The 24,365-nt window shown below is 41.1% G+C and carries 20 protein-coding genes and 1 tRNA gene; 12 read left to right on the forward strand and 9 right to left on the reverse strand.

The features are described from left to right. Positions 1 to 122 precede the first annotated feature (122 nt). The 3 genes from LV85_RS03735 to LV85_RS03745 are packed head-to-tail and all read left to right on the forward strand — an operon-like array spanning position 123 to position 2,010. Positions 123 to 425, forward strand: a complete 303-nt coding sequence (locus LV85_RS03735) for an HNH endonuclease (protein ID WP_111316851.1) — start codon at positions 123 to 125, stop codon at positions 423 to 425. A 38-nt stretch (positions 426 to 463) separates the two neighbouring features. Continuing rightward, positions 464 to 1,006, forward strand: a complete 543-nt coding sequence (locus tag LV85_RS03740) for a hypothetical protein (RefSeq protein ID WP_146260421.1) — start codon at positions 464 to 466, stop codon at positions 1,004 to 1,006. Between the two features lie 2 nt (positions 1,007 to 1,008). Next, positions 1,009 to 2,010, forward strand: a complete 1,002-nt coding sequence (locus LV85_RS03745) for a DUF4407 domain-containing protein (RefSeq protein ID WP_111316853.1) — start codon at positions 1,009 to 1,011, stop codon at positions 2,008 to 2,010. Positions 2,011 to 2,525: 515 nt separating this feature from the next. On the opposite strand, the gene LV85_RS03750 is transcribed toward LV85_RS03745, so the two are convergent. Then, positions 2,526 to 2,783 (reverse strand): hypothetical protein, encoded by a 258-nt coding sequence (locus tag LV85_RS03750; protein ID WP_146260422.1) that lies wholly within the window; start codon positions 2,781 to 2,783, stop codon positions 2,526 to 2,528. Between the two features lie 360 nt (positions 2,784 to 3,143). Further along, on the reverse strand, positions 3,144 to 5,417 hold the full coding sequence (locus LV85_RS03760; protein ID WP_111316856.1) for a glycoside hydrolase family 20 protein: 2,274 nt from the start codon (positions 5,415 to 5,417) through the stop codon (positions 3,144 to 3,146). Positions 5,418 to 5,813: 396 nt separating this feature from the next. Here LV85_RS03760 and LV85_RS03765 point away from each other — a divergent pair, with 396 nt between their 5' ends. Beyond that, positions 5,814 to 7,196: an aminopeptidase P family protein gene (locus LV85_RS03765; RefSeq protein WP_111316857.1), complete on the forward strand. Its 1,383-nt coding sequence runs from the start codon at positions 5,814 to 5,816 to the stop codon at positions 7,194 to 7,196. A 19-nt stretch (positions 7,197 to 7,215) separates the two neighbouring features. On the opposite strand, the gene LV85_RS03770 is transcribed toward LV85_RS03765, so the two are convergent. Further along, complete coding sequence (locus LV85_RS03770; RefSeq protein ID WP_111317153.1) at positions 7,216 to 9,495, reverse strand: aminotransferase class III-fold pyridoxal phosphate-dependent enzyme; 2,280 nt, start codon at positions 9,493 to 9,495, stop codon at positions 7,216 to 7,218. 383 nt (positions 9,496 to 9,878) lie between these two features. After that, positions 9,879 to 9,952: transfer RNA gene (locus LV85_RS03780), tRNA-Asn, on the reverse strand. 314 nt (positions 9,953 to 10,266) lie between these two features. Here LV85_RS03780 and LV85_RS03785 point away from each other — a divergent pair. From LV85_RS03785 to LV85_RS03795, 3 genes are read left to right on the forward strand one after another with little or no spacing between them, the layout of a single operon-like run. Continuing rightward, positions 10,267 to 11,556: a Gfo/Idh/MocA family protein gene (locus tag LV85_RS03785; RefSeq protein WP_111316859.1), complete on the forward strand. Its 1,290-nt coding sequence runs from the start codon at positions 10,267 to 10,269 to the stop codon at positions 11,554 to 11,556. Positions 11,557 to 11,604: 48 nt separating this feature from the next. Next, positions 11,605 to 12,063 (forward strand): (2Fe-2S)-binding protein, encoded by a 459-nt coding sequence (locus tag LV85_RS03790; protein ID WP_111316860.1) that lies wholly within the window; start codon positions 11,605 to 11,607, stop codon positions 12,061 to 12,063. A 24-nt stretch (positions 12,064 to 12,087) separates the two neighbouring features. Continuing rightward, positions 12,088 to 14,373, forward strand: coding sequence for a xanthine dehydrogenase family protein molybdopterin-binding subunit (locus tag LV85_RS03795; RefSeq protein ID WP_111316861.1), 2,286 nt, complete (start codon positions 12,088 to 12,090; stop codon positions 14,371 to 14,373). Between the two features lie 45 nt (positions 14,374 to 14,418). Here the strand turns inward: LV85_RS03795 and LV85_RS03800 are convergent, their stop codons facing one another. Continuing rightward, the gene (locus tag LV85_RS03800; RefSeq protein WP_111316862.1) at positions 14,419 to 14,841 is read right to left on the reverse strand and encodes a hypothetical protein; all 423 of its coding nucleotides are present in this window, start codon (positions 14,839 to 14,841) and stop codon (positions 14,419 to 14,421) included. A gap of 110 nt (positions 14,842 to 14,951) precedes the next feature. On the opposite strand from LV85_RS03800, the gene LV85_RS03805 reads away from it, so the two are divergent. The 3 genes from LV85_RS03805 to LV85_RS03815 all read left to right on the forward strand — a co-directional run bounded on the left by LV85_RS03805 (position 14,952) and on the right by LV85_RS03815 (position 18,212). After that, positions 14,952 to 15,815, forward strand: coding sequence for a hypothetical protein (locus tag LV85_RS03805; protein WP_111316863.1), 864 nt, complete (start codon positions 14,952 to 14,954; stop codon positions 15,813 to 15,815). Positions 15,816 to 15,820: 5 nt separating this feature from the next. Then, positions 15,821 to 16,756, forward strand: coding sequence for a citrulline utilization hydrolase CtlX (ctlX, locus tag LV85_RS03810; RefSeq protein ID WP_245942132.1), 936 nt, complete (start codon positions 15,821 to 15,823; stop codon positions 16,754 to 16,756). Positions 16,757 to 17,690: 934 nt separating this feature from the next. Further along, positions 17,691 to 18,212 carry a transposase gene (locus tag LV85_RS03815; protein WP_111316864.1) on the forward strand — a complete coding sequence of 174 codons (522 nt, stop codon included), beginning with the start codon at positions 17,691 to 17,693 and terminating at the stop codon, positions 18,210 to 18,212. A gap of 565 nt (positions 18,213 to 18,777) precedes the next feature. Here LV85_RS03815 and LV85_RS22020 read toward each other — a convergent pair. After that, positions 18,778 to 18,915, reverse strand: a complete 138-nt coding sequence (locus LV85_RS22020) for a hypothetical protein (protein ID WP_158531133.1) — start codon at positions 18,913 to 18,915, stop codon at positions 18,778 to 18,780. 277 nt (positions 18,916 to 19,192) lie between these two features. Beyond that, complete coding sequence (gene purB / locus LV85_RS03820; protein ID WP_111316865.1) at positions 19,193 to 20,536, reverse strand: adenylosuccinate lyase; 1,344 nt, start codon at positions 20,534 to 20,536, stop codon at positions 19,193 to 19,195. A 216-nt stretch (positions 20,537 to 20,752) separates the two neighbouring features. Here purB and LV85_RS03825 point away from each other — a divergent pair, with 216 nt between their 5' ends. Then, positions 20,753 to 21,856, forward strand: coding sequence for a ferredoxin--NADP reductase (locus LV85_RS03825; RefSeq protein ID WP_111316866.1), 1,104 nt, complete (start codon positions 20,753 to 20,755; stop codon positions 21,854 to 21,856). Positions 21,857 to 21,884: 28 nt separating this feature from the next. Then, a complete protein-coding gene (locus LV85_RS03830; RefSeq protein ID WP_146260423.1) occupies positions 21,885 to 22,373 on the forward strand; it encodes a hypothetical protein in 489 nt (162 codons plus the stop codon). A 247-nt stretch (positions 22,374 to 22,620) separates the two neighbouring features. Here the strand turns inward: LV85_RS03830 and LV85_RS03835 are convergent, their stop codons facing one another. Beyond that, a complete protein-coding gene (locus LV85_RS03835) occupies positions 22,621 to 23,550 on the reverse strand; it encodes a DUF4097 family beta strand repeat-containing protein (RefSeq protein ID WP_111316868.1) in 930 nt (309 codons plus the stop codon). 11 nt (positions 23,551 to 23,561) lie between these two features. Beyond that, on the reverse strand, positions 23,562 to 24,362 hold the full coding sequence (locus LV85_RS03840) for a hypothetical protein (RefSeq protein ID WP_111316869.1): 801 nt from the start codon (positions 24,360 to 24,362) through the stop codon (positions 23,562 to 23,564). Between the last annotated feature and the right edge of the window lie 3 nt (positions 24,363 to 24,365).

The raw sequence follows: 24,365 nt of genomic DNA on the forward strand, positions 1-24,365 counted from the left end.
AAAAATAAGGAGGTGAATTATGAACAGTGATAACAAGTACCCAGCATAAGTCCGGAGGAAACTTTTTCAAGAAGTAGTCCGGCATTTTAAACAAAATTTCAACTACTAAACACGAAGGAAACATGACTGATACAATCACAGTGGATAAACAAGCCTACTACCTGGCCTTAGAGGACCACCAATGGAAGCGCCTGAGAATGGCAGTACTAGACAGAGATGGGCATCAATGTAGACTTTGCGCAAGCAAGTCTCAGCTACAGGTTCATCATAGGCAGTATCATAGATACAAGCATAGCGGAGAGTGGCTAAAGCCATGGGAATACCATCCTGCATTATTAGTTACGCTATGCGGAACCTGCCACGAGCAGGGACATTCACAATATTCAATTCCAATTAAAGAAATTATTAAAAAGACACAATTATGACATTCTTCAGCAAATTATTTAGCAAAACAGCTCCCACTATGGTTGAGCAAACTACTTCAACGGATCAAATGATGGCTACTGTGCCTCAGGTTGACAGATCTATCTTTCTGGAAGAGCGAGATCCATCCTTTCTAATCTCATCCCAAGAGACTCCTATCAAAAAGGCTCCAAAAGGCATCTTAGAAGATCTCAAGTCGGAAGACTATTACGGGATGGGTAAGCGAGATGGGTATGATGATCACGAACTCACTTTAATGGAAATGCATGTGGATATTATTGCTTCCAGATTTAAGGAGGTATTTCACAAAGCCTTAGAAGATATAGAAGAGCGGATCGCCATGATGGGGATGTACCTGACGCCAGAATTTGAGGCAGCAATGCCAGAGCAACATGAATTGGTTCATACTAAGCACGATCTATTGGTAAAACAAAGACGAGAATTGTCACTTCAATTAGACCTAGCCGTGACAGGTGAAGGATATATAGAGAAGTCGGTCCGGTATTATAAAGCCGGTTTTAGAAAAGGCATGGCCTTACACTTAGAAGAAAAAGTATTATTTCACAAACCTAAATTCCAGTAACCATGACTGTTAAATTATTTTCAAAACTATTCGGCTACAGCTATGATGCTGTCAAGACGCAGACTACGGTTTCGCGGCAAAAAATTGTCACTTTAGGTACCCTTTTGTTAATTCCTGTATTTCTATGGACTTTCTCTGGGTTTTACTTAGCACACTACGTGTTGGAAGTTTCCCTTTTCAAATCGATCATTACAGGTTTAGTATTGGGAACCATGATATTCTTTGTTGACCGCTCCTTTATTGCTACGCCAAAGGTAAAAGGTGGGAAATTCCTTGTCGCATTTAGACTGGCGTTTGCTTTGGTCTCGACGATATTGGGCTCCTTGACTATAGACCTGGTGGTTTTCTCAGGGGATCTAGAAGAGTATAGGGAAGCTAAGGCCGTCAAGTTAAAGACGGATGTTGCAGACGAATACTACGCTAGTCATAGACAGGAACTAGATCGAGTTGCAAGTGAACGCCAAGAAGCAGAGCAGCGATACCTAACATTGGACGATGCCCATATTGCAGAAATGGATGGGTCTTATGGAACTGGAAAATATGGTTCGGGTAAAGTAGCGGCGGCAAAAGGTGAAAAGGCAGCAGCAGCTTTAGAGAAATGGGGAGTGCTAGATGAGGACTATCAGAGGGAACAGAGTAAGTTGAGAGATGAGTCCTTAGTTCATGCGGAAGAGGCGGTGAGTAAAAGAGGTGATGCGCTGTTGTCTAAAGTGACTGATCTTCATGAATTCGCTATGAGCACGAAGGAAAGTGCCTTTATCTTTTGGCTATTCTTTGTGTTTGTATTTGCACTTGAGGCATATTTTATAATCTACAAGTCAGCAGTATCAGAGACTCTGTTCGAAAAACTTCTAATGAGTGAAGAAATGATCGGAGAAACTAGAATGGAGACTTTAAAAAGGCAGCGTGAGGAAATGCTTCGGCAGGATGGGCTTTTGGGGCCTCGAGCTGAAAAAATGCGCAGGATCGCCGAGGATGATGGATTCAAGCGAAAAGTTGGTTAATGTTTTAGGCCGAGATGATTTTTACTAGGGGTTAAATTTTTTAACACTCGGCCACCCCTTCAATTTCTTTTCAGACTGTAGTTGGATGTACTAAGTACACATTGACTCAATTCTATATTAAAAATATAAAGATCTAGTACTTTTCCATTAAATGTTGAATTAGGATACTGATTCACATTAGATTTATTTTTTTTCAGATTTCAAATCTTACAATAATGGTTCGAGATGGAATTTCTCTAGTTTGGTCCAAACTTCCAATGAAAAACCCAAAATTGCTAAGCTGTTTAACCTAAAGTAATTTGGGCCTCTGTGCTTGGATCAAATGCTATTTCAAAGTCTTTACCATTCCAGATAGCTTCTGCACTCTCCAAGCGATAAGCACTACCTTGGTTCCACACTTGACCAATAATGTCCTGGATCAAATCACAAATAAATACCCGTTCTCCAATTGTGATATCTTTTGGAATTAAATAGGCTGCAAAAGGTCTTTCAAAATTGTATGGGTAATAGTTTGTTCATGGGATCACTTGCTTCCAGTTAGAATCAGGATGTATGCGAAAGTCACCACTCACCAAAACCTTACCAGTATCCTTATGTTGAAAAACGGAATATTTAGTAAATATCTCGGGGGAGGGAGTCACTTTTTTCATCAAAGGATAAAACCCAGACTGAACTGCATCATTGATTTGCTGTTCATCTCTCCCAGTATAAATTATACGAAGCCCTGTATCCGTTAAGGCATCCATGGCTAAAAATTTTTTGAAGTTTATCATGCTAGGCTTATTGTTAGGTTGTCCTGATTGATATCAACCTTCAAACAGGTATTGGGCTTGGTTTTTATAGTTTGGACTAGTTCTTTTTCAGTTACTTTGGCAGTGTCAAGAATGCTATGCTCACACTGGCTACATGTTCTATGTTTCGAATCCTCAGTGGAAGGCAATGAAGACCATCCAATTCTATATGGGCAATTTAAAGTTTTGATGAGTTCTCCGTTTTCCGTGAAGAGCTTTTTTGATATAGGGTTGTATTGAAGCATTGCTAAACAATTTTAATAATAGAAAATCATATTCGATTACTTAGGCCTTGATCGGTCCCAAGCAATAAGATGTGGGTTTTTCACTTTTCAAAAATGCTTAATTAATCACCAACTCATCCACAAAGAGAAATCCTTTTTGAACATTCGGTGCAAAGACCTTGATGTATCTGCCTTGCTTGCCTTCTAGTGATCCTGTGAAATCCTTGAAAACTTTCTTCTTTTCGCTTGCTGGAATATCATTTTCGATTCGAAGTATAGGCTCAAAGTTTTCTCCATCTGCCGAGATAGAGACTTCCAGATAGTCTGGCATAAAGACTCCTGGGCCGGCTGCCTGCATAAAGGTCGCTGAGAAGGAATTTAAAGTGGTTTCCTTTTCCATATCTATAGTCACATCAAAATCGCTGGTAAAGCCTTGCCAGATGCCGTCATTATAGGATTCGCCACCGCGGTAGCCATCAGTCATAGATCCGGCATCACCTGCTGGATAGGATTTGTTCCAGGATTTTTGATACTGAACGGGTTTCCCAATTGCCTGGTGATAGTCCACCTGCTTCGTAAGTATTGGTTCGGTGATTTTGCCATCCTGAAAAACCGCTGCAACGATAGTAGCAGATCCCTTGACGTAAAACTCGCCTTCATACAGGTTTGATTCCGAAGTTGGCTGAGAGCCATCCGTGGTATAATAAATAGTTGGCTGGCTGATTTCGCTTTCTAAAGTGATCCCGATCTGCTGCTCATCCGTATCCACATGCATAAATGGAATAAGTTTCGTCGTAGGATTGTACTCGTATTTTACCCCTAACTGATCCAGACGTGGTAGCTGATTTTTGAGACGGGTTTTGAAGGAATTCCAATCCTGCGCAGAGTCTGTTGACCAAGCTCTTTCGGCCAAAGCCAAGACATTGGGGAAAAGCATCGCATCAGCTAAGGCTTCGGAAGGAATCGTTTCTGTCCAGAGACAGGCCTGCAAGCCCTTAATCTTATATCTCAATTCTTCAGGGAATTTTGAGCCTAGCAAAGGTTTGTTGTAAATATCAAATAGCTTGGAATTGGGAGTGGAGAAGTAGAATGGATCTCCAGGTGCCAATATCACCTCATTGCCATTTAGAGCTGCTTTATCTGGCACAGCCCCAACCCAGTTTCTCCAGTACATCACTTTCAAGTTGGGATCAATCCCACCTGCCATTGCATCGTCCCAGACCACTACTTCTTTGCCATTTTCTTGAAGAAAGTTTGAAACTCTGTTTACAAAGTAAGATTGCAGTTCATCTACACTTTGCATTTCGTTTTCCTTCATAAATTTTTGGGCCTCAGCTGATTCTTCCCAGGTCTTTTTCTCCACCTCATCCGCTCCGATATGGATGTATTTGGAGGGGAAGATATCCATTACTTCAGTCAAAACATTTTCCACAAAAGTGTAAACTTCCTCATTCACAGGACAGAGAGGAGTGGAAAATAAATCGCCCCAAGCAGCTTCACCATTGCAGGCAAGTTCTGGGTAAATCGCAATGGCAGCCATCATATGACCAGGCATATCAATTTCTGGAATGATCTCTACATGCTTGGATTGCGCATAGCTGACAAATTCGCGGAGTTCGTCCTGCGTATAAAAGCCACCATAATAAGGTGTACCATCTCGCATCTCTATGTGTTTTGGTTCCAAGGCAAATCTTGGATCCTCTTTGGATTTGTCTATACAAATAGAATCCTGACTGTTGAATGTCCTCCATCCGCCTAGCTCAGTGAGTTCAGGGTATTCTTTGATTTCTATTCTCCAGCCTTGATCGTCCGTCAAGTGCAGGTGAAGCTTGTTTAGCTTGTACAAAGACAATAAATCCACATAGCGACGGAGGTAGTCCATAGAGAAGAAATGCCTGGAAACATCCAGATGCATCGCGCGCCATTCGTACTCCGGCTGATCTTTGATCTCTAGGGCGGGTAAATTTATCTCTTCACTTACCTCGCCGGACTCCATGCTTTCAGGAAGTAATTGTCGCAGGCTGATCATCCCATAAAATACACCTTCTGCATTTCCAGCTTGCAAGATGATTTTGTCAGCCTTAATACTAAGCTGATAAGACTCAGGGTTCTCAGGGGCTTCTGTTTTTCGAATTTCTATGATGTTTTCTCCAGCTGTCTCAGAGAGTTTCTGGCCAATAGCCTGCTGCATCATGGATTGAAAAAATGAGATTTCTTCTGAAAATTCTCCCTGATCCTGAATAAGAAGCTGTGTGTTAGCATTCAGGGTAAATTGGCCGTTTCCTCTTTCTAAATGAGCAGGATAGGGGACAAGAGAGATTTCTACTTGTTCTGGAGCGCTGCAAGAGGCAAGAAGGAAAAGGATAATAGCGAAGATAGAAAGGTGCTTCAAGGGGAATCAGTCTAAGTGAGTTTCAAAGGTAGAGTTGATTTGCCAGAAGGGGAAATTGGTGGTGTAATTAGTGAATATATACAAAGTAAAAGCCTAGAATCATGCGAAGGTAGGTTGGGTTCGCGCCTTCTGATTTAGGGAAGTCATCGCGCATTATGATTTGTGGGCTACTATGTTTTACGGATTACAAATCCTACCATAGTGGTTCGCGATAACAAAGCACGAACAGCGGATCAATTAAAAAGTGGAATTCAAAAAGTCTATGAATCAGCAATCTGATTGCGCAGCTTACTTTTATGCTTCGGCAGCTTACTATTGTTGGACGGCATAATGTACTTTTATAGTTCAGATTTGGCAAAGAACAAGAACTTAGTGTTTTATTAAACTAGTGATGAAATGAAGGTGTTTTCGAAAGAAACTTATATAAATCGAAGGAAGGAATTGAAAAGGAAAATGGGTTCTGGGCTCTTGCTTTTTCTAGGAAATGAAGAAAGCAGCATGAACTTCAAGGACAACTGGTATCCTTTTAGACAGGATAGTACTTTCCTTTATTTTTTCGGATTGGATATGCCAGGGCTGGCAGCCGTGATTGATGTAGATCAAGATCTGGATATGGTTTTTGGCGACGATTTGACCACAGTAGAAATAATTTGGCAGGGATCACATACAGCCTTATCCGACTTGGCAGAAACTGTTGGGGTAAATAAAACCAAATCAAAAGCTGAACTTCCAACATTCCTAGACTCAATTTCTGGTCAAAGGATCCACTTTTTACCGCCTTACCGACCTGAAAACTTCCAGAAACTAGAGGCTTACTTAGGCAAATCTCCACAGGAAATCAACTCCGCTGTTTCAGTTCAATTCATCAAAGCAGTAGTCTCTTTAAGGTCCATCAAATCTGAAGAGGAGATCCTTGAGATTACCAATGCGGTGAACATGAGCGTGAAAATGCATAAGCGTCTGATGCGGGAAGCAAAGCCTGGGATGAAAGAATACGAACTCCTTGGCCTAGTAAACTATGAGGCGATTTCCGCAGGAGGAACTGTTTCTTTTCCACCGATAATTACGATTAACGGGCAGATTCTACATAATCATAATTATTCCAATACACTTACGAATGGCAAAATGCTTTTGGGTGATTTTGGTGCTGAATCTGCGATGCATTATGCCGGCGATATTACCAGGACAATTCCCGTATCAGCAAAATTTTCGGATTCCCAGCGGGATATCTACCAGATCGTATTCTCTGCTTATCAAACTGCTGTAGCGCTTATCAAACCAGGAGTCAGGTTTAAGGAGGTGCATCTTGCAGCCTGTAGAAAATTAGCTGAGCGTTTGAAAGATCTGGGAATAATGAAGGGGAACTTGGATGATGCGGTTCAGCAGGGAGCTCATGCACTGTTTTTCCAATGTGGGCTAGGACATATGATGGGCTTGGATGTCCATGATATGGAAGACTTGGGTGAGCAATATGTGGGTTATACTGATGAGCTTCTGAAAAGCAGTCAATTTGGTCTGAAGTCGCTTAGATTAGGGAAAGAACTTGAAAAAGGCTTTGTGGTTACCATCGAACCTGGGTTATACTTTATTCCACAGCTGATCGACCTCTGGGAGGGAGAGAAACGAAACAGTGATTATATAGATTATAAGGCGCTTTCCAATTTCAGAGACTTTGGGGGAATCCGAGTGGAAGATGGTTTTGAAATCACTTCAACTGGCGCGAAAGTTTTGGGTGATCCGCTCGAAATAGAAATAGGGGAAGTAGAAGCACTTAGATAAGTGTTTTGGTTTTTAGAACTCAGGCTTTCAGCCTTTTTTTTAGGAGCAAATCAATGTTTTCTACCACGGTTGCTGCATTCTCTTTGGTAAAGCAGAGCGGGGGTTTTGTCTTCAGCACATTGTCATGAGGGCCGTCGGTGCTAATGAGTATTTGACGGTTTCGCATTTCGTTTTTGATGTAGGCTGCCAATTCAGTATCTGCTTGGCTGGTTCCAGGTTTCACTATTTCCACACCGAGGAAAAGTCCTGATCCTCGGACATCGCCAATGCAGTCATATTTTTCTTTCAATTCTCTGAAAAGACCGAGGTAATAATCACCCACGACTTTTGCATTCTCCTGCAAACCTTCCTCCTCTATCACCTCCAAAACTGAAGTTCCGATGGCGCAGGAAACCGGGTTTCCGCCAAATGAGCTGAAGAACTCCACACCTAGGTTAAAAGATTCTGCAATAGCTTCGGTACAAACGACGGCTCCCATTGGATGTCCATTCCCCATGGGTTTGCCTAGGATAACCATGTCAGGCACCACTCCTTGAGCTTGGTAACCCCAGAAATAATCACCCATTCTTCCAAATCCAGTTTGAACCTCATCGCTGATGCAGATTCCACCTTGGGCTCTGATGGCTGGATAGAGATTTTGTAGATAGCCTTCGGCCAAAGGAACTTGTCCACCGCAGCCGACAATCGGCTCAGTGATAAATGCGCCCACAGTTTTACCAGCATCATGCATGATCTGCATGGCTTCTTCTGCATAAAGCTTTCCTGCACTACCATCATTGGTTTTATGCTTTCCTAAGTAAGTGTCTGGAATCGGGGCTTTGAGAATATTGCTTTTTTGCCCAAAACCCTTTTTGTTGTTGAATTTGTAATCGCTGATATCTATGGAAATCTGCGTATTTCCATGATAGCCATGCTCCATGACGAGTACATTTGGGTTTTTGGTATGCGCAAAAGCCAAGCGCATTGCCAGATCACTTGCTGCACTTCCCGAATTCACAAAATATACTTTAGAAAGCGATGCTGGGAATTTGGCTAAGAGCTTTTCTGCGTATTCTGGTAGCTGATCATAGAGATAGCGCGTATTGGTGTTGAGTTTTGCCATTTGGCGCTGTGCAGCTTCTACCACCTTAGGATGAGAATGCCCAACGTGAGGGATATTATTATAAGCATCCAAAATAGCATTGCCAGACGAATCATACATGTATTGGAAAGCTGCTCCACTTACAGAAAGCGGTGTTTTGTAGCTTATGGATAGCAATGGGCTGATGGAAGTCTGTCTTCTTAGTACTTGTGAATCTAGGCTTGGAGTCTCTGAAATCGGGAAGTTCAGCGCTTTTTTGAATGTGTTTGTAGCGCCAAGTGGATTGATGGCTATCCATTTTTTAAGCATTTGCCAAGCCGAATTTTCGCTTATGGTAGCATAGTTATTCTCGGAATCTACCTTTCGGGCATGGGCCGACTGACATACTGAAATGCATAGCCGAGCTGCAATCAAATAATATAAAACATCCAGTTCCTTGGACTCTATAGGATAAGCCTGATGATATGCTTTTAGGAATTCAGCTGTCCAGTTTAGTGGTTTTTCTTTGTCATAGCAGATATAGGTTAGCGCAATTGCTACCTCATTGATCAGCGGGGAATAGGAGAGGTCTCCGAAATCTATTATGCCCGAGACAGTCTCGTTCTGGGTTAAAATATTCCACTCATTGGCATCGTTGTGGATGACTTGATGCCTTAATTCAGGTAGAACAGCTGTGACATTCTCTTGGAATTGCAGAAAAAAATACCTGACTAAATTTCGGTTTTGAGGATTTTCAATGTCTTCAATTAGAGGTTTATTTAGGTGGAAAAATTGAATGTCCCAATCCAATTTTCTTGCTTTGAGGGTATAACTCTTGAAGTCACGAAGTGATCGATCCAAGGTGCCCAAAAAAGTACCTAAAGATCGGTATAACTCAGGACTTGGTTTCTGATCTCCGAGGAAAGATCCCTCCAGAAATGTAAGCAATCTACATATCGTCTGTTGGTTGTCTATTTCGGTTATAAAGATGGATTCACCTTGCAGGGAAGGCACAGGGCTTGGGTATTTTCCGCTTTCTGTTTGATTGAGATAAAGTAAAGCCTCGTTTTCAGCTTCTAGGGTATCGTAGAGATCTTGGTCAAACTGATATGTTTTAAAGATGTATTTGCCAAAACCATCCTCAACAGCATAATTGACATTAAAATAGCCAGTAAGCTTTTCGATTTTGGGATTTACGATCTGGAATTTTACCTCAAGTATTTTCTTTAATTCTGACATAAAAGTAATGGGCTGATCAATAGCCCTTGAACATTTTTGTATTTGCAATATCTCAAATTCCATCTCGATAAAAAATTGGATAAGTTGAGAGAAGAGAAGGTAGGCTAACCGATTGAGATTTTGGTCATGAATAGCTTTCATGCCTTGCAAATAGGAGGTGATTATTTTGAGGATTACAAATCCTACGAAAGGGTGGTTCGCGATAACAAATCACGAATAGCTACGATAGGAAAGATTTATGGCTCTGAAATGCTAAAAAAAATGTTCACCTTTTTTGCAACCTTTTACCTCAAAAAAGCCACTTCTGATTGAAGAATTCACTATCCCATCAATGCAACTAAAATCAAAAAAGCCTCAAATCTTACGAAATGAGGCTTTTGTTGCTCCTTCTCTTGGGCTCGAACCAAGGACCCTCTGATTAACAGTCAGATGCTCTAACCAACTGAGCTAAGAAGGAATTTGTCGTTTTTCCGATCTAACCTCCCGATAGCTATCGGGATGAGCTAAGAAGGAATTTTGTGTTTCATTCGGAGCTTGTTCCGAATTGGTGATGCAAATGTAGGAGGCTATTCTATTTATTCCAAACTACAGTCATGAAAAACTCCATGTTTTTGCCCTCTTACTCGTTTTTGCATTCAAAATCAGAGACTTAATTTTGCCATTTTTCTAAAAAAAGTATTTCTCCGCCCTCTTAGCTAGACATTTCTCAAAACTCAGGAAGATGTGTAACTTGAAATCTAAGAAATTATTTGTCCCACTAACTTACTTTTCATGCGAAACCCTATCAACAGACGTGACTTTGTCCGTTACTCTGCCTTATCGGCCTTAGGCTTACAGTTTTTGCCATTTCAAGGCCTGAGAGCCGCTCCCTTAGACCGTGTTCGTGTTGCTCATATTGGTATGGGAGGAATGGGACTCAACCATTTGAATTGGTTTGCAAATCTACCAGAGGTGGAAGTGGTAGCAGTCTGTGACGTAGATGAAGATCGTGCGAATGAGGCTTTGCTACAGCTAAAAAAAATCCATTCAAATACCACAGCGCAGGTCTATACGGATTTCCGTCATGTACTTGATAGGCAGGATATAGACGCGGTTACCATCGCTACACCTGATCACTGGCATGCACAGATTACCATTTTGGCTTTTCAGGCGGGGAAGGATGTTTATAGTGAAAAGCCGCTTTCTTATGCCCAGCGTGAGGGGAGGCTAATGCTGGATGCGCAAAATGAAACCAAGCAAGTCTTTCAACTTGGGAACCAGATTCATGCTGGAGATAATTACCATCGGGTAGCCGAAATCATTAAATCAGGTGTGTTGGGAAAGATCAAAAAGGTGCGTTTATGGAAATCTGGAGAACCACCTATTATTCCAAGCTTGACCTATCAGACTCCTCCTTCCAACTTGAACTGGGATATGTGGCTTGGTCCTGCGCCTTTTTCAGAATATGCGCCGGAAAAATGTCATTTCAACTACCGATACTTTATGGCATATTCTGGAGGTGTTTTTCAGGATTTCTGGTGTCATATCGCTGATATCGTCTGGTGGTCTATAGAACCAACTGGCCTCAAAAGTATAAAAGCGCATGGCGAGGTTTCTGAGGGTGTTGGGGATACGCCAAAGTGGATTGATGCTGATTTTAAATTCAAAAATCTTGACTTGTATTGGACCTCTTTTCCTCCAGGTGTGCCGGGAGCTGCGGCTAAATCTATTGGAGCATACTTTGAAGGTAGCAAGGGGACATTGCTATGTGATTATTCTAGCAGGGAAATCAGAATTGACGGGAAAGTCATGGAGGATATTCCAGAAATACCTAAGACGATCATTCGCTCTCCAGGTCATCAGCAAAATTTCATTGATGCGGTGAAAGCCAGAACCCAACCCGAATCCTATTTGGAGTATGCACGCAATATGACCATGCCCATGCATCTGGCACTTATTTCTTTTCAGCTAAAAGAGGAATTGAATTGGAATGCTAAAACTGAGCAGTTCTTGAATAATGATGCTGCGAACCAGCTGTTATTCAGACCATACCGGGAAAAATGGAATTTAATAGGAGCTTGAACATTCAATAAAAAGAGATAAATTATACAGGATATAAAAAAAACACAAATGGCTAAGTATACACTGACCGTCAATGGCGGAAGCAAAGAAGTAGATGCAGCGGCGGATATGCCACTTTTGTGGGTGATCCGAGATCTGTTGGGCATGAAAGGGACTAAGTTTGGCTGCGGTCAATCTCTTTGTGGTGCCTGCACTGTTCACCTGGATGGCGTTGCTATTCGTTCCTGTTCTATTCCGATCTCTGAGGTTGGGGATGGTCAAATCACCACAATTGAAGGGCTTTCTGAAAATGGCGATCATCCTGTCCAAAAGGCGTGGATACAGCATATCGTCCCACAGTGTGGCTACTGTCAATCTGGGCAGATCATGAATGCTGCCTCTCTCCTGAACTCCAATCCGAATCCTACGGACGAAGAGATAGAACAGGGAATGGAAGGCAATCTCTGTCGCTGTGGCACCTATAATCGTATCAAGGAAGCAATTGTGACGGCTTCCAAGTCTCTTTAATTTTTCTAATCTAACAACATCCCCATGCTTCCAAATATTCCATTTCTCAAAAAAGGCAAAAGAGAAGACCAGAGTAAGATATTCGTCGCTTCACGAAGAGATTTTTTGAAACTAGGTTCTCTGGCTACTGGAGGGCTGATTTTAGGAGTGAGTTTCCAATGTTCAGGTCCAAAAGGAGAAACAGTCACTTTTGCACCCAATGTTTACATCAATATCAATTCGGACAATGAGGTGACTTTGGTTGCGCATCGGTCTGAGATGGGAACTGGTATTCGAACGTCCCTTCCACAGATAGTTGCTGATGAACTAGGTGCGGATTGGTCTAAAATCAAGATTGTTCAGGCCGAAGGTGATGAAGAAAAATATGGAAATCAGAATACCGATGGTTCTTTTTCTATCAGAATGTTTTATGAGCCCATGCTCAGAGCAGGCGCAACTGCCAGATACATGCTGATCGCTGCGGCTGCGGCAGACTGGGAGGTAGATGCTTCCGAATGCATTACTCAGGATGGAATGGTTATTCATTCTGGAAAAGGGAAGAAAGTGAATTTTGGAGATTTGGTTGGGAAATTAAAAGATGCTCCAGCACCAGATCCAGCTCAGGTGAAATTGAAGGATTTTTCTAGCTACAAATTAATTGGAACTGATCTGCCAATCTATGATTTGAAAGATATCGTCAGCGGTAAAGCAGTGTTTGGTGCCGATGTGGATTTGCCGAATATGAAAATTGCTGTGGTAAAACGTAGCCCAGTAATCGGCGCTACTGTGATTTCATATAATGATGAGAAGGCTTTGGCAGTACCAGGAGTTCTGCATGTTGTGAAAATAGAAGGAATAGGTTTTCCTCCAGGATTAGATAAGGCTTTGGAAGGCGTGGCTGTTGTTGCTGAGAGCACTTGGTCTGCGATCAAAGGCAGAGAGGCTTTGGAAATAGAATGGGACTTGGGAGAAAATCAGAACTATAATTCTGACGAACAGCAGGCAGCAATGCTTGAGAGTACCAAAAGCAAAGGGAAAATAAGAAGAGAACGAGGGGATTTCGATAAAGCAAGTAGATCAGCTTCCAAATCCATAGAGAGAACATATGAAGTACCATTTTATGCGCACGCTACCATAGAGCCGCCAGCAGCAATTGCTGATGTAAAAGAGGATGGCTCCTGTGAGGTGTGGGCTCCAAGCCAGCATCCCCAATGGGCGAGAGGAGCAGTAGCTGCAGCGATTGGAGCGGATGTCGCCAATGTCAAAGTTAATGTGACCTTATTAGGAGGTGGTTTTGGTCGTAAATCCAAACCTGATTTTGTGGTCGAAGCGGCGGTGCTTTCAAAGGCTGTAAAAGCTCCTGTTAGGGTGCAGTGGACTAGGGAGGATGATTTGCATTTTGACTTTTTTCATTCGCACAGCGCTCAGCGCATCAAAGCCAGTTTGGATGCTGCTGGAAATCTAACAGGCTGGAATCATCATACAGTTTTCCCTGCGATTGGCTCTACGAGCAGCAAGGAGGAGGTACATCCTTCTGATGGTGAAATGGGCCTAGGTTGCACTGACTTCCCGTTCGATGTTCCCAATATTCGGATAGAATCCCATGAGTCCACAGGAAATACACGTGTAGGATGGCTTCGGTCGGTGTCCAATATTCATCATGCTTTTGCCATACATTCTATGATGGATGAAATCGCTGAAGCTAGAGGCAAGGATCCTTTGGAAAATGCTATCGAGCTATTGGGAGCGGATAGAGATATTACTTTCCAATCCGAGATGGTGGATGGAGAATATGGAAACTATGGAGAAAAAATAGAAGATTATCCATGGAATACGGGGAGGATGAAAAATGTCATTCGCACCGTTTCGGAGAAATCAAATTGGGCTACAAATAAGGCAAATGGGAAAATTATGGGCTTTGCTGCGCACAAAAGTTTTCTTACTTATGTGGCTTGTGTGGTGATGCTGGAAAAAGGCGCTGATGGAGGGACAATAATTTCAGATGTGCACTATGTGGTGGATTGTGGCGTGGCAGTCAATACAGATCGAATCAGATCTCAGTTTGAAGGTGGATCTCAATTTGCAACCAGTTTAGCGACTACTTCCAAAATCACTTTTGACAAGGGGCAGGTTCAGCAAAATAACTTTGATACTTATAAGATTATTAGAATGCCTGCATCGCCGAAAAATATCCATGTACACATTATAGAAAGTCAGATTAAGCCTACTGGAGTAGGAGAGCCTCCTGTTCCACCATTTATTCCTGCGCTGGCGAATGCCATGTACCAGTTGAATGGGAAAAGGATTTACAAATTGCCTTTTACCGTTTAATTCAAATTGATTTACTCAACTCCGCTAGAAATAGTGGAGTTTTTTTTACTTCTGATCTTTCACGCTGAATTTCCTTGTTAGTGTCTTAATGTGCTTTTTGTCCCGAAATCGAAGTGCTGACCAATCTTCATTTATGGCAATTTGCCGTACACCTTCATAATCAAATTCTCCCAAATATGCCCAGCCAGAATCACGATTGATTTTGGCCTTGTATCGCTTTGAGCTGCCCTTTGGATAAGCCATCCAGATTTGTTGATCTTTTGGAGCTAGTTTTTGCATCTCAGAAAAGTACTGTTTCACCTCATCTTCGGTCTGTACAAAGGCAAACATGAAATCTGGCTTTGCTTCAGGATTGATCAATCCATTCTTTTTCCAAGAAGAAATCAATTCCTTTAATTCAGGAGGAGCGTTCCAGATTTGAATATTCATTCCCTCTTTCCAAGTCATTTTCTTAAGTATAGGGTCCATTTTCAGATAAGTTAGAAGGCCAATTATGTAAAAATAACCAATCAAGACTCCTTGTATGCTAGACCTGTACAGTATTTTATTTACTTTTAGTATGTATATAAAGCTGTCATATGAAACTACGCTTAGCATTCATCCTTGTAATTTTTTCGTTTTCTTGTGTTAATGCTCAAGTGGAGCCAGCCCTGATTTTTGGTGAGGGAGTTCCTATAGGCACCATTACAGATAGTGGCTTAGAAGAGATTTCCGGGATAGCCTGTAGCAGAGTTCTGCCAGGTGTGATGTATGTTCATAATGATAGTGGGGGGGAGGCAGCAGTTTATTTATTAGACTCCATGGCTAACAAACTTGGAAAAATTGAATTTCTAGGGACCAGAAATAGAGACTGGGAAGATATTGCCATTGGTCCAGGCGATGATGGTAAAACTTATATCTATGTAGGAGATATCGGTGATAATAATGCTGCCTATGAGGAGATAGTCATCTATAGAATTCCAGAGCCTGATGGTATTTATCCTAGTAGCAGAACATTACCGCAAAAAACTACGCTCAAATATCCTGGAGGGGCTAGAGATGCTGAATCTTTGATGGTGGATCCTATTTCTGGAGATATCTTTATTGTTTCTAAGCGTGATAGTCTCAACACCCTATATCGATTGCCAGCGGATAAATTTGGTGAGGGGGAATCAGAGTTGGAAGAACTGATCAAACTTCCTTTCAGTAGTGCTACTGCAGCCGATATCTCAGCAGATGGTAGGCAAATCCTAGTGAAAAATTATTTAGCGATATATTATTGGAAGAGAAAATCGGGGGAATCTGTGGCACAAGCAATGGGTAGAGAACCAATTCTGATACCTTATACGGTTGAGCCACAGGGGGAAGCAATTGGCTTTAGACCTGATGGCAAGGTGTTCTACACACTTAGTGAAAAACGATTCAATTTGGACCCCGTACTATATAAGTACTCTGCCAAATAGCTCTTATGCAAAGATCCTCAACCATTCTGATGGTTCGTCCTGCCAATTTTGGGTTTAATTCTGAAACGGCCGAAAGTAATTTTTATCAAGAATCAGATAGTAGAGATACGGAAGAAATCAATAGGCTGGCGCTCCTGGAGTTTGATGGCTTTGTGGCGATGCTCCGGGACCAAGGAGTCCATGTGATAGTGGAGGATGATTCTTCAGTACCTGTCAAACCCGATGCAGTATTTCCTAATAATTGGTTCAGCACACATCCCGATGGTAAGTTGATTTTGTATCCTATGTATTCTCCTAACAGGAGATTGGAGCGGAGAAAAGATTTGATTGAAGACTTGATGAGGCGAAGGTATAGAGTTGATGAAATTATTGATTTGAGCTTTTTTGAGGACGATGAGCAATACTTGGAAGGCACAGGAAGTATGGTCATGGATCATGAGTCTAAAACAATTTTTGCAAGCTATTCTGATCGTACGCATCCTATCCCGCTTGATTACTTAGGAAAGCTTCTTGGGTATAAAGTTCTTGCTTTTCATGCCATACAGGAGATTCAAGCTGTGACTTGTCCAATCTACCATACCAATGTAATGATGCATATTGGGACTGATTTGGCTGTGATTTGCTTAGATAGTATTACGAAGGCTTCTGAAAAACTAGCGGTTCAAAAACGTTTGACTCAGGCAGGAAAAAAAGTGGTGCCAATCACTATAAAACAAAAATTCAACTTCGCAGGAAATATGCTTGAAGTTGGGAATGATGGAGGTGAGAAATTTACAGTGATGTCAGAAACTGCTCTTGATTCTTTGAATATTGGGCAGATACAGGTAATAGAAAAATATTCAACCATCATAAGTCCATCCATACCTACCATCGAGAAACTGGGTGGTGGAAGTGCTCGCTGTATGATGGCTGAGATTTTTTTGAAAAAGGAAATAAATTGAATAGGAATAGCCGTTCGTGAGTGTCATTCGTCGCCATGTGTATACTTCGCCGCCGTGAGTGTCTCCACTCACGGCATAGTATAGTTCATGATAAGCTCATTTTGATTTAGCTATTCGTGGTGGCATGAACATCAGTGTATTATTTGTTTAATAATGAGGGAGTTGTAGTCATTCCTGGAGACACGAACGACGGCAGAGCTCAGCAGCTGTTTAATAATGAGGAAATTAGTATCATTCGTCACCGTGAATATCATTCGCCGCCGTGAGTATCATTCGCCGCTGTGAGTGTCTCCACTCACGGCATAGTATAGGTCATGATAAGCTTAGTTTGATTTAGCTATTAGTGGTGACATGAACATCGGTGTATTATTTGTTTAATAATGAGGGGGTTGTAGTCATTCGTGGAGACACGAACGACGGCGTAAATATGTGACTACTTAAGTATTGTCATTCGTGAGGACACGAACGACTGAGCGGGGAAAAGAGCGACGGCAGAGCACAGCAGCTGTTTAATAATGAGGAAATTAGTATCATTCGTCACCGTGAATATCATTCGCCGCCGTGAGTATCATTCGCCGCTGTGAGTGTCTCCACTCACGGCATAGTATAGGTCATGATAAGCTTAGTTTGATTTAGCTATTAGTGGTGACATGAACATCGGTGTATTATTTGTTTAATAATGAGGGGGTTGTAGTCATTCGTGGAGACACGAACGACGGCGTAAATATGTGACTACTTAAGTATTGTCATTCGTGAGGACACGAACGACTGAGCGGGGAAAAGAGCGACGGCAGAGCACAGCAACTGTTTAATAATTTCGCATGAAGGATTAACGCTCAATTAAAGTGGTCCGTAGTGTTCTAGTATGTAGATATTTATGTAATTTAATTGTGGTCATTTAAAATTTTTTGGCGCCCCGTAACTCCAGACTTTTATGGAATTGAATCGAGTTTACTTTTTTACTGCAACTATTCGACATTGGATTCCTTTGTTAGAAAAAGATGGTTTTAAAGAAATTTTACTGTCTAGTCTGAGGCACCTAGTTACTCAAGGCTGTTTGAAAGTTTATGGATTTGTGATTATGCCTAATCATATACACCTAATCTTAGAGAGTTTGGAACTGAATGGGAAAGAGCTGCCACATGCTAGTTTTTTAAAATATACAAGTCATAGTTTTCTGAAAAAGTTAAGTTCCGAATCACCGGATCTTCTGAGCAGCTTTAAGGTAAATCAATCGAATAAAACACACGAGTTCTGGCAGAGAGACTCATTAGCTGTAGAGTTGTATAGTCCAGAATTAGTTTATCAAAAACTAGATTACGTACATAATAATCCATGTCAAAAGAAATGGATGTTGGCAAATGACCCTGTAAGTTATGCTTATTCTTCCTATTCTTTTTATGAGACAAACTTTGATAGGTTTGGTTTTTTGACTCACATCGGAGAGAGGCTATAATTTGCTGTTGCAATTCGAAAAGCCTATATCGGCGGTACCAAAATGCGAAAGCTTAAGGGTTGCCGTTTGTGGAGACACGAACGACGGCGTGAGCCTCTATCGACGGTACTAAAATGTGATACATTAAGAGTTGCCGTTCGGGCCAACAGTATTAGGTTTAAACCGCCACCGTGATTATCATTCGCCGCCGTGAGTGTCTTCACTTACGGTATCTATAAATATTGATAATTGAATAGGGCTTTACTATTCGTGGTGACATAAATATCGGTGTAATATTTGTTTAATAATGAGGGGATTGTAGTCATTCGTGAGGACACGAACTACGGCGTGAATATGTGACGTTTAAGTATTGTCCTTCCTGGAGACACGAACGACGACAGAGCTCAGCAGCTGTTTAATAATGAGGAAATTAGTGTCATTCGTGAAGACACGAACGACGGAGCGAGTGGAAGTGCTCGCTGTATGATGGCTGAGATTTTTTTGAAAAAGGAAATAAATTGAATACGAATAGCCGTTCGTGAAGACACGAACGGCGGTATTGTGTCTGATCCCAGACTTCCTTTGATTATTGGATTTCTGGATCTACTCTTTTCTTTCTTGCAAGTTCGGTTTTTCCTAGGTCAGCAATGCTTTTGGCAGTTTCTGTCGCTGACTTTTTAATTTGAGCTTCTGTAGTAGAATTGTTGTTTTTGTTAGGTTTCATCTTATTGTTGGTTTAAAAATGATAAATAGTTAAATGCATGCAATTGTACTTGATGTGCATTTTTCTGTTTGACAAAAGGAAATTAATGAATTTTTATTAGAATAGTACAATTCTTATTGATTGATTATCAGTTCATAGCATTGAATTCTTAATACTTGTCAAAAAAGTTTAAAAAAGAAGAGGGCTTAAAACCTCAAGAAATGTCTCCAAATCTTGAAATCTTAAGCCCTTAAATAACTGCTTCTGGCTGCCAGGTTGAACTGACATCCTTGACTGATTAGATTCCAGTATAATTGAATGGTGAAATTAGGCTAAGCTCAGCCTTCAATTCATCAGAAATAGGAAGATTAGAGATGAATTCTGAGATAGATTTTTCAGTGATCTTCGTGTTTGTCCTAGTCAGGTCTTTTAGCGCTTCGTAAGGTTTTGGAAAACCTTCTCTTCTCAAAACAGTTTGGATAGCTTCAGCAACAACTGCCCAATTTTCTTCCAAATCAGCATGGATAGCAGCTTCGTTCAATTCCAACTTGCCAAGACCTTTTAGTAAGGATTCAAAGGATATCAACATATGCCCAAGAGGGACTCCGATTATCCTAAGAACAGTACTATCGGTCAAATCACGCTGCAATCTCGAAACTGGAAGCTTTGCAGCCAAATGCTCAAGCAATGCATTGGCAATACCCAAATTCCCTTCGGCATTCTCGAAATCAATTGGATTGACTTTATGAGGCATCGCGGAAGATCCAATTTCTCCTGCTTTGATTTTTTGCTTGAAGTAATTCATGGCTACGTACTGCCAAACATCCTTCGAAAGATCCAGTAGAATGGTATTAATTCTTTTTAAGCCATCAAAAACAGCAGCAAGATTGTCATAATGCTCAATCTGGGTGGTTGGGTAACTTCTTTCTAATCCCAGATATTCTCCCACAAATTGGAATGCGAATTCATTCCACTCAAAAGAAGGATATGCTACATGATGGGCATTCATATTGCCTGTGGCTCCACCAAATTTTGCTGAGAATGGAATATGGTTCAGTAATATCAATTGCTTCTGAAGGCGAATTACAAATACTTCAATCTCTTTGCCCAAACGGGTAGGTGATGCAGGTTGTCCATGAGTTTTTGCCAGCATTGGAATATCTTTCCATTCTGTTGCCAAAACCTGAAGTCTATTGATCACTGCAGCTAATTGAGGTAAAATAACCTCCTGCAAGCCTTCCTTGAGCATCAATGGCGTTGCGGTATTATTGATGTCTTGGGAGGTCAAGCCAAAATGTATAAATTCTTTATAAGCTTCCAGCTTCAATGCATCGAATTTCTCCTTTAGGAAATATTCCACTGCCTTCACGTCGTGATTGGTGATTTTTTCGGTGGCTTTGATGGTGTCGGCATCATCCATCGAAAACTCTGAGACAATTGCTCTAAGTTTTTCAAATAGGCTTTTGTCAAAGTCCTTTAATTGTGGCAATGGAAGTTCGCACAGTGCGATGAAATATTCTACTTCGACATGAACACGGTATTTGATCAGCGCAAATTCAGAAAAATAAGCTCTCAATGGAGCTGTTTTGCCAGCATAGCGGCCATCTACAGAGGTTACTGCAGTCAATGCATTTAATTCCATCACTTTTCAATTTGGTTTTAGGAAGATGTAAAGTTAATTTTTTGAAGCCAAAACATGGGCTTTCAGCTAGCTAAATCAGGAAATAACATGTAATTAATTCGAACTAGCGAGAGATTATCTGGGTTAAGAATTGCAAATAATCAGCATCATGCCGAAATATTTAGCTTTGCTGGTTAATTTTGCAACCGTTTAAACAGATAAAAGCTCAGATCAGGAATGTTCAATATATTTAAGAAAAAGAAGGAAGAGGTAAAAGAGTCACAGTTTTTGCCACTGAAAGTGAGAGAGGTAGTAAGAGAGACAGAAGATACAGTAACATTGTATTTTGAGCAGCCTGAACCATTTCTTGATTATAAGCCAGGTCAATTCCTGACGCTAGTGATGGATTTTGAAGGTAAAGAACAGCGTAGATCTTACAGTTTATGTACCTCTCCTTATGTAGATCCTTTTCCAGGAATATCTGTAAAGCGTGTTCCTAAAGGGAAGTTTTCTAATTTTTTAAATGAGTTTGTTTTCCCCGGAAAAACCATCAATGTACTGAAGCCTCTGGGCAACTTTACCACTGATTTTCACTCCAAAAACAAAAAGCATTTTTTCTTAGTAGCTGCTGGTAGCGGAATCACGCCTATCATGGGAATTATGAAATCAGTGTTGGTGAATGAGCCTAATTCGAAGGTGTCTTTGCTGTATTGTAGCCGTAATGAAAACCAAATCATTTTCAAAAAGGAAATCGAATCATTGGTTGAGAAAAATACAGATAGACTTGAAGTAATTCATAATCTGAGTCAGCCTTCTACTGAATGGACTGGAATGAAAGGCAGATTGACGAAGGAAAATATCCTTGAGTTTGCTAAAAAAGCTGAAGCTGAGCCAGATTTTGAGAAAGAGTATTTTGCCTGTGGTCCAGAAGGAATAATGGATAATGTAGTCACCGTCTTGGATGAATTGGGAGTTCCGAGTGAAAAAGTGCATCGTGAAAGCTTTTATTCTGCAGCCGCAGATAAGGCACATGATGATGCCGCTCACGGGATTACCGGTGAATTAATGACCAGAGATGTGACAGTGATTCTGGAAGGTGATGAATCCTTAGTCACTGTAGCTCCAGACAAGACTATTCTTGAAGCTGGGCTCGGACAGGATTTGAATATGCCGTACTCTTGTCAAAGTGGTCTTTGTACCGCCTGCAGAGGAAGGTTACTTAGCGGAAAGGTGAAAATGGATGAGGATGCTGGCTTAAGTCCTAATGAGCTTGAGGCAGGCTATGTGTTATGCTGCGTATCACATCCATTGACTGATGATGTAAAGATCAATATTGAGTAATTCAGGTAATTTTACTAAAACCCCCATTTTGGAAATTCAGGAATACAGGAAGGTTTATAAAAACCTTGATCGACTTATTTTGATTCTTTTGGTGCTGGTACTTCCCATTTTCGGAATGATTTATCTATATCAATCCTCTGGAAAAGTAACCTGGAATTTGCCAGAATTACCCTTAGTTCTGGGGCAAATTCTAACAGGAGCAGGAGTGGGGCTACTGTTGGCGCAGTACCTGCTTTTTAGAAAAAGAGTAAAGGCTGTATTCCAAACAGATGATTTGCTGGTAAAGCTAAAAATCTATGCTAAAGCTACTCGGGAGCGCTATTTTATGCTCTTCGCTGTCGCGCTGCTTTGTTCGGTAGGCTTACTTTTCTTTGGATCAGCCATCTTTAATGTGATTTTCGCAACAGCCCTTTTCTTCTTTTCTGTAGGCAAACCTAGTCCTGAGCGTATCAAGACTTTGCTAAAGCTCAATGCAGAAGATGCTGAGCTTATAAGGTTGGCGTCGAGACCAGATTGAGATTAGATTTAAGATATTAGATTCAAGAGTTTAGAGCCAAGAAACTATTTGAGATCTGACGGAGAAAGTTTGCTTGAAAAAGAGTAAGCCTATTATTTAAGAAATCTGGCATTAGAAAAAGGTTGAACTCCCTGGATACTTCCTTGAGCCCTACACTGCAAATACATCAGAATACTCACGGGTAAAATATTCGCATAAAAAAAGCCAACCCATTCTGGATTGGCCTTTTCGGATTTATTATAGCTAATTAATTCTCGATTGTGATATTTCCTGAGGAAATAGATCCTTTCACCCAATCAGAAGCATCATTGTCAATTTCTAGGTTTTTGCCAGTATTGATACCGCCTACTTTTAGGTTTCCCGAGGATGCTTTTAGAGAGAAATTATAATCTTTCAAGTTGGAAGGAGTTTGTACTTTGAAGTTTCCAGAAGTACCGTTGAAATTTGTGTTACCACTTAATCCTGCATTGGTAGCTCGGATATTTCCTGAGGTGAATTTCAAAGAACCCAAAGATCCTATATTGCTCAGTTTGGCACTACCTGAAGTCAGTGAAACACTCAGTTGCCCTTTTATACGATCAGCAGTAAGAGATCCACTGGTAGATTGGTAATCCACATCACCACCGATATTACTGATATCAGCATTTCCTGAAGTCACTCCAGCGTCGATATCTCCAGATATTTTGTCTACGTATAAAGAACCGGAACTTGCTTTGATTTTCAAATCACCAGAGATATTTGTGGCAGAGATCTTACCAGAAGATACTCGTAGGTTAGTCATATCTCCGACTACTTTATCGACATCCACTTTACCCGAGGAGTTTTTCATATCTAGGTCAATATTCATTGGGCCGGTGATTTTGATATAGCCTTTGTTCCGGTTATTTCCCCAAGAAGAGTTTTTAGAACTGCGCTCGTGTGAGATTTTCAGCACATCGCCGACAGTTACAAAAATGATGTCCTGATTTTCATCATTTGATTCAAGATAGGCTTCCACGGTTACATTAGCGGCTGAGCCTCCTTGGAAGGAAACATCCAACCAACCGCCGCTTACCTCGATAGCCTTGATGTTGGAGTAGTTTTTATTGGCATCTACCAATACCTTTTGTGCAAAGCTGACCACTGTGATCAGCATCATGGCCAATGCCAGGCTCGATAATTTGAAGAATTTCTGCATAGTTAAGTTGTTTATCTAATGGTGACTCCGAAGCTCAGCGCTTGAACTTCTGGACCCAAATTTTCTTGGAATAGGTTGTTTAAATCATAGTTAAAGAATAAGGTGACATCACTCACTCCGATTTCTGCTCTCAGGCCATAGCGAAAGTTTTCCACGTACATATTGGACTTTTCAAATTGCTTTTGCTTTTTACCGTTTTCATCGTCATATACATATTTTCCTCGGCCCCCAATTCTCACTCCTGCATAGCCACCCATGCCAAGTCGGAGTTTTTGGTTATTGGTTAGTAGGGTAGGGACTAAAGTGAAGTTCAGGTAGGAAGCAGATATTTTGGATTTTGTTCCGGTACCAGGTCCAGTAAATTCCTCCCAGACGATACCATCTGGAGTTTTTACCGCTATTAGACTTCTATCTTCAAGTTTGAAATTGTACCAGTTTACTCCGATACTGGAATAGAGTTGGAAGTTTTTGGAGACTTTAGTTTTCCCCAAAATATTGATGGCATAGTACCAAGATCCCCAGGGTTTTACAGTGGGCATTTGATCGGTGGGAGCAACCTGATTGATTCCCAGTTCTGTATCTAATCCTACGGTAAACTTACTTCTCTTTTGAATGTCTTTGATCTTTACTTCATCGTTTTCCTCAACTGTGAGGAGCCATTTTCCGTCTTCTTTTTGCTTATAAGTCCAGTCGTTTCCGAAGACCGATATTATTTTACTTTTGGTGTAAATAACTGTGTCAGGTTCGCTCTGAGCGAAAGCTTGGCTTAAACTCAGTACAAGGAATAATAGTGGTAGTAGTGTAGTTTTCATGAA

Origin of the sequence: Algoriphagus chordae, from assembly GCF_003254055.1 — a bacterium.
Taxonomy (GTDB): Bacteria; Bacteroidota; Bacteroidia; order Cytophagales; family Cyclobacteriaceae; genus Algoriphagus; species Algoriphagus chordae.

Coding starts and splice junctions, on each gene's coding strand:
- LV85_RS03735 (WP_111316851.1), top strand. CDS start 123: ATGACTGATACAATCACAGTGGATAAACAAGCCTACTACCTGGCCTTA.
- LV85_RS03815 (WP_111316864.1), top strand. CDS start 17,691: ATGGAATTGAATCGAGTTTACTTTTTTACTGCAACTATTCGACATTGG.
- LV85_RS03765 (WP_111316857.1), top strand. CDS start 5,814: ATGAAGGTGTTTTCGAAAGAAACTTATATAAATCGAAGGAAGGAATTG.
- LV85_RS03795 (WP_111316861.1), top strand. CDS start 12,088: ATGCTTCCAAATATTCCATTTCTCAAAAAAGGCAAAAGAGAAGACCAG.
- LV85_RS03740 (WP_146260421.1), top strand. CDS start 464: ATGGTTGAGCAAACTACTTCAACGGATCAAATGATGGCTACTGTGCCT.
- purB (WP_111316865.1), bottom strand. CDS start 20,536: ATGGAATTAAATGCATTGACTGCAGTAACCTCTGTAGATGGCCGCTAT.
- LV85_RS03745 (WP_111316853.1), top strand. CDS start 1,009: ATGACTGTTAAATTATTTTCAAAACTATTCGGCTACAGCTATGATGCT.
- LV85_RS03800 (WP_111316862.1), bottom strand. CDS start 14,841: ATGGACCCTATACTTAAGAAAATGACTTGGAAAGAGGGAATGAATATT.
- LV85_RS03790 (WP_111316860.1), top strand. CDS start 11,605: ATGGCTAAGTATACACTGACCGTCAATGGCGGAAGCAAAGAAGTAGAT.
- LV85_RS03835 (WP_111316868.1), bottom strand. CDS start 23,550: ATGCAGAAATTCTTCAAATTATCGAGCCTGGCATTGGCCATGATGCTG.
- LV85_RS03770 (WP_111317153.1), bottom strand. CDS start 9,495: ATGTCAGAATTAAAGAAAATACTTGAGGTAAAATTCCAGATCGTAAAT.
- LV85_RS22020 (WP_158531133.1), bottom strand. CDS start 18,915: ATGAAACCTAACAAAAACAACAATTCTACTACAGAAGCTCAAATTAAA.
- ctlX (WP_245942132.1), top strand. CDS start 15,821: ATGCAAAGATCCTCAACCATTCTGATGGTTCGTCCTGCCAATTTTGGG.
- LV85_RS03805 (WP_111316863.1), top strand. CDS start 14,952: ATGAAACTACGCTTAGCATTCATCCTTGTAATTTTTTCGTTTTCTTGT.
- LV85_RS03825 (WP_111316866.1), top strand. CDS start 20,753: ATGTTCAATATATTTAAGAAAAAGAAGGAAGAGGTAAAAGAGTCACAG.
- LV85_RS03750 (WP_146260422.1), bottom strand. CDS start 2,783: ATGATAAACTTCAAAAAATTTTTAGCCATGGATGCCTTAACGGATACA.
- LV85_RS03840 (WP_111316869.1), bottom strand. CDS start 24,362: ATGAAAACTACACTACTACCACTATTATTCCTTGTACTGAGTTTAAGC.
- LV85_RS03785 (WP_111316859.1), top strand. CDS start 10,267: ATGCGAAACCCTATCAACAGACGTGACTTTGTCCGTTACTCTGCCTTA.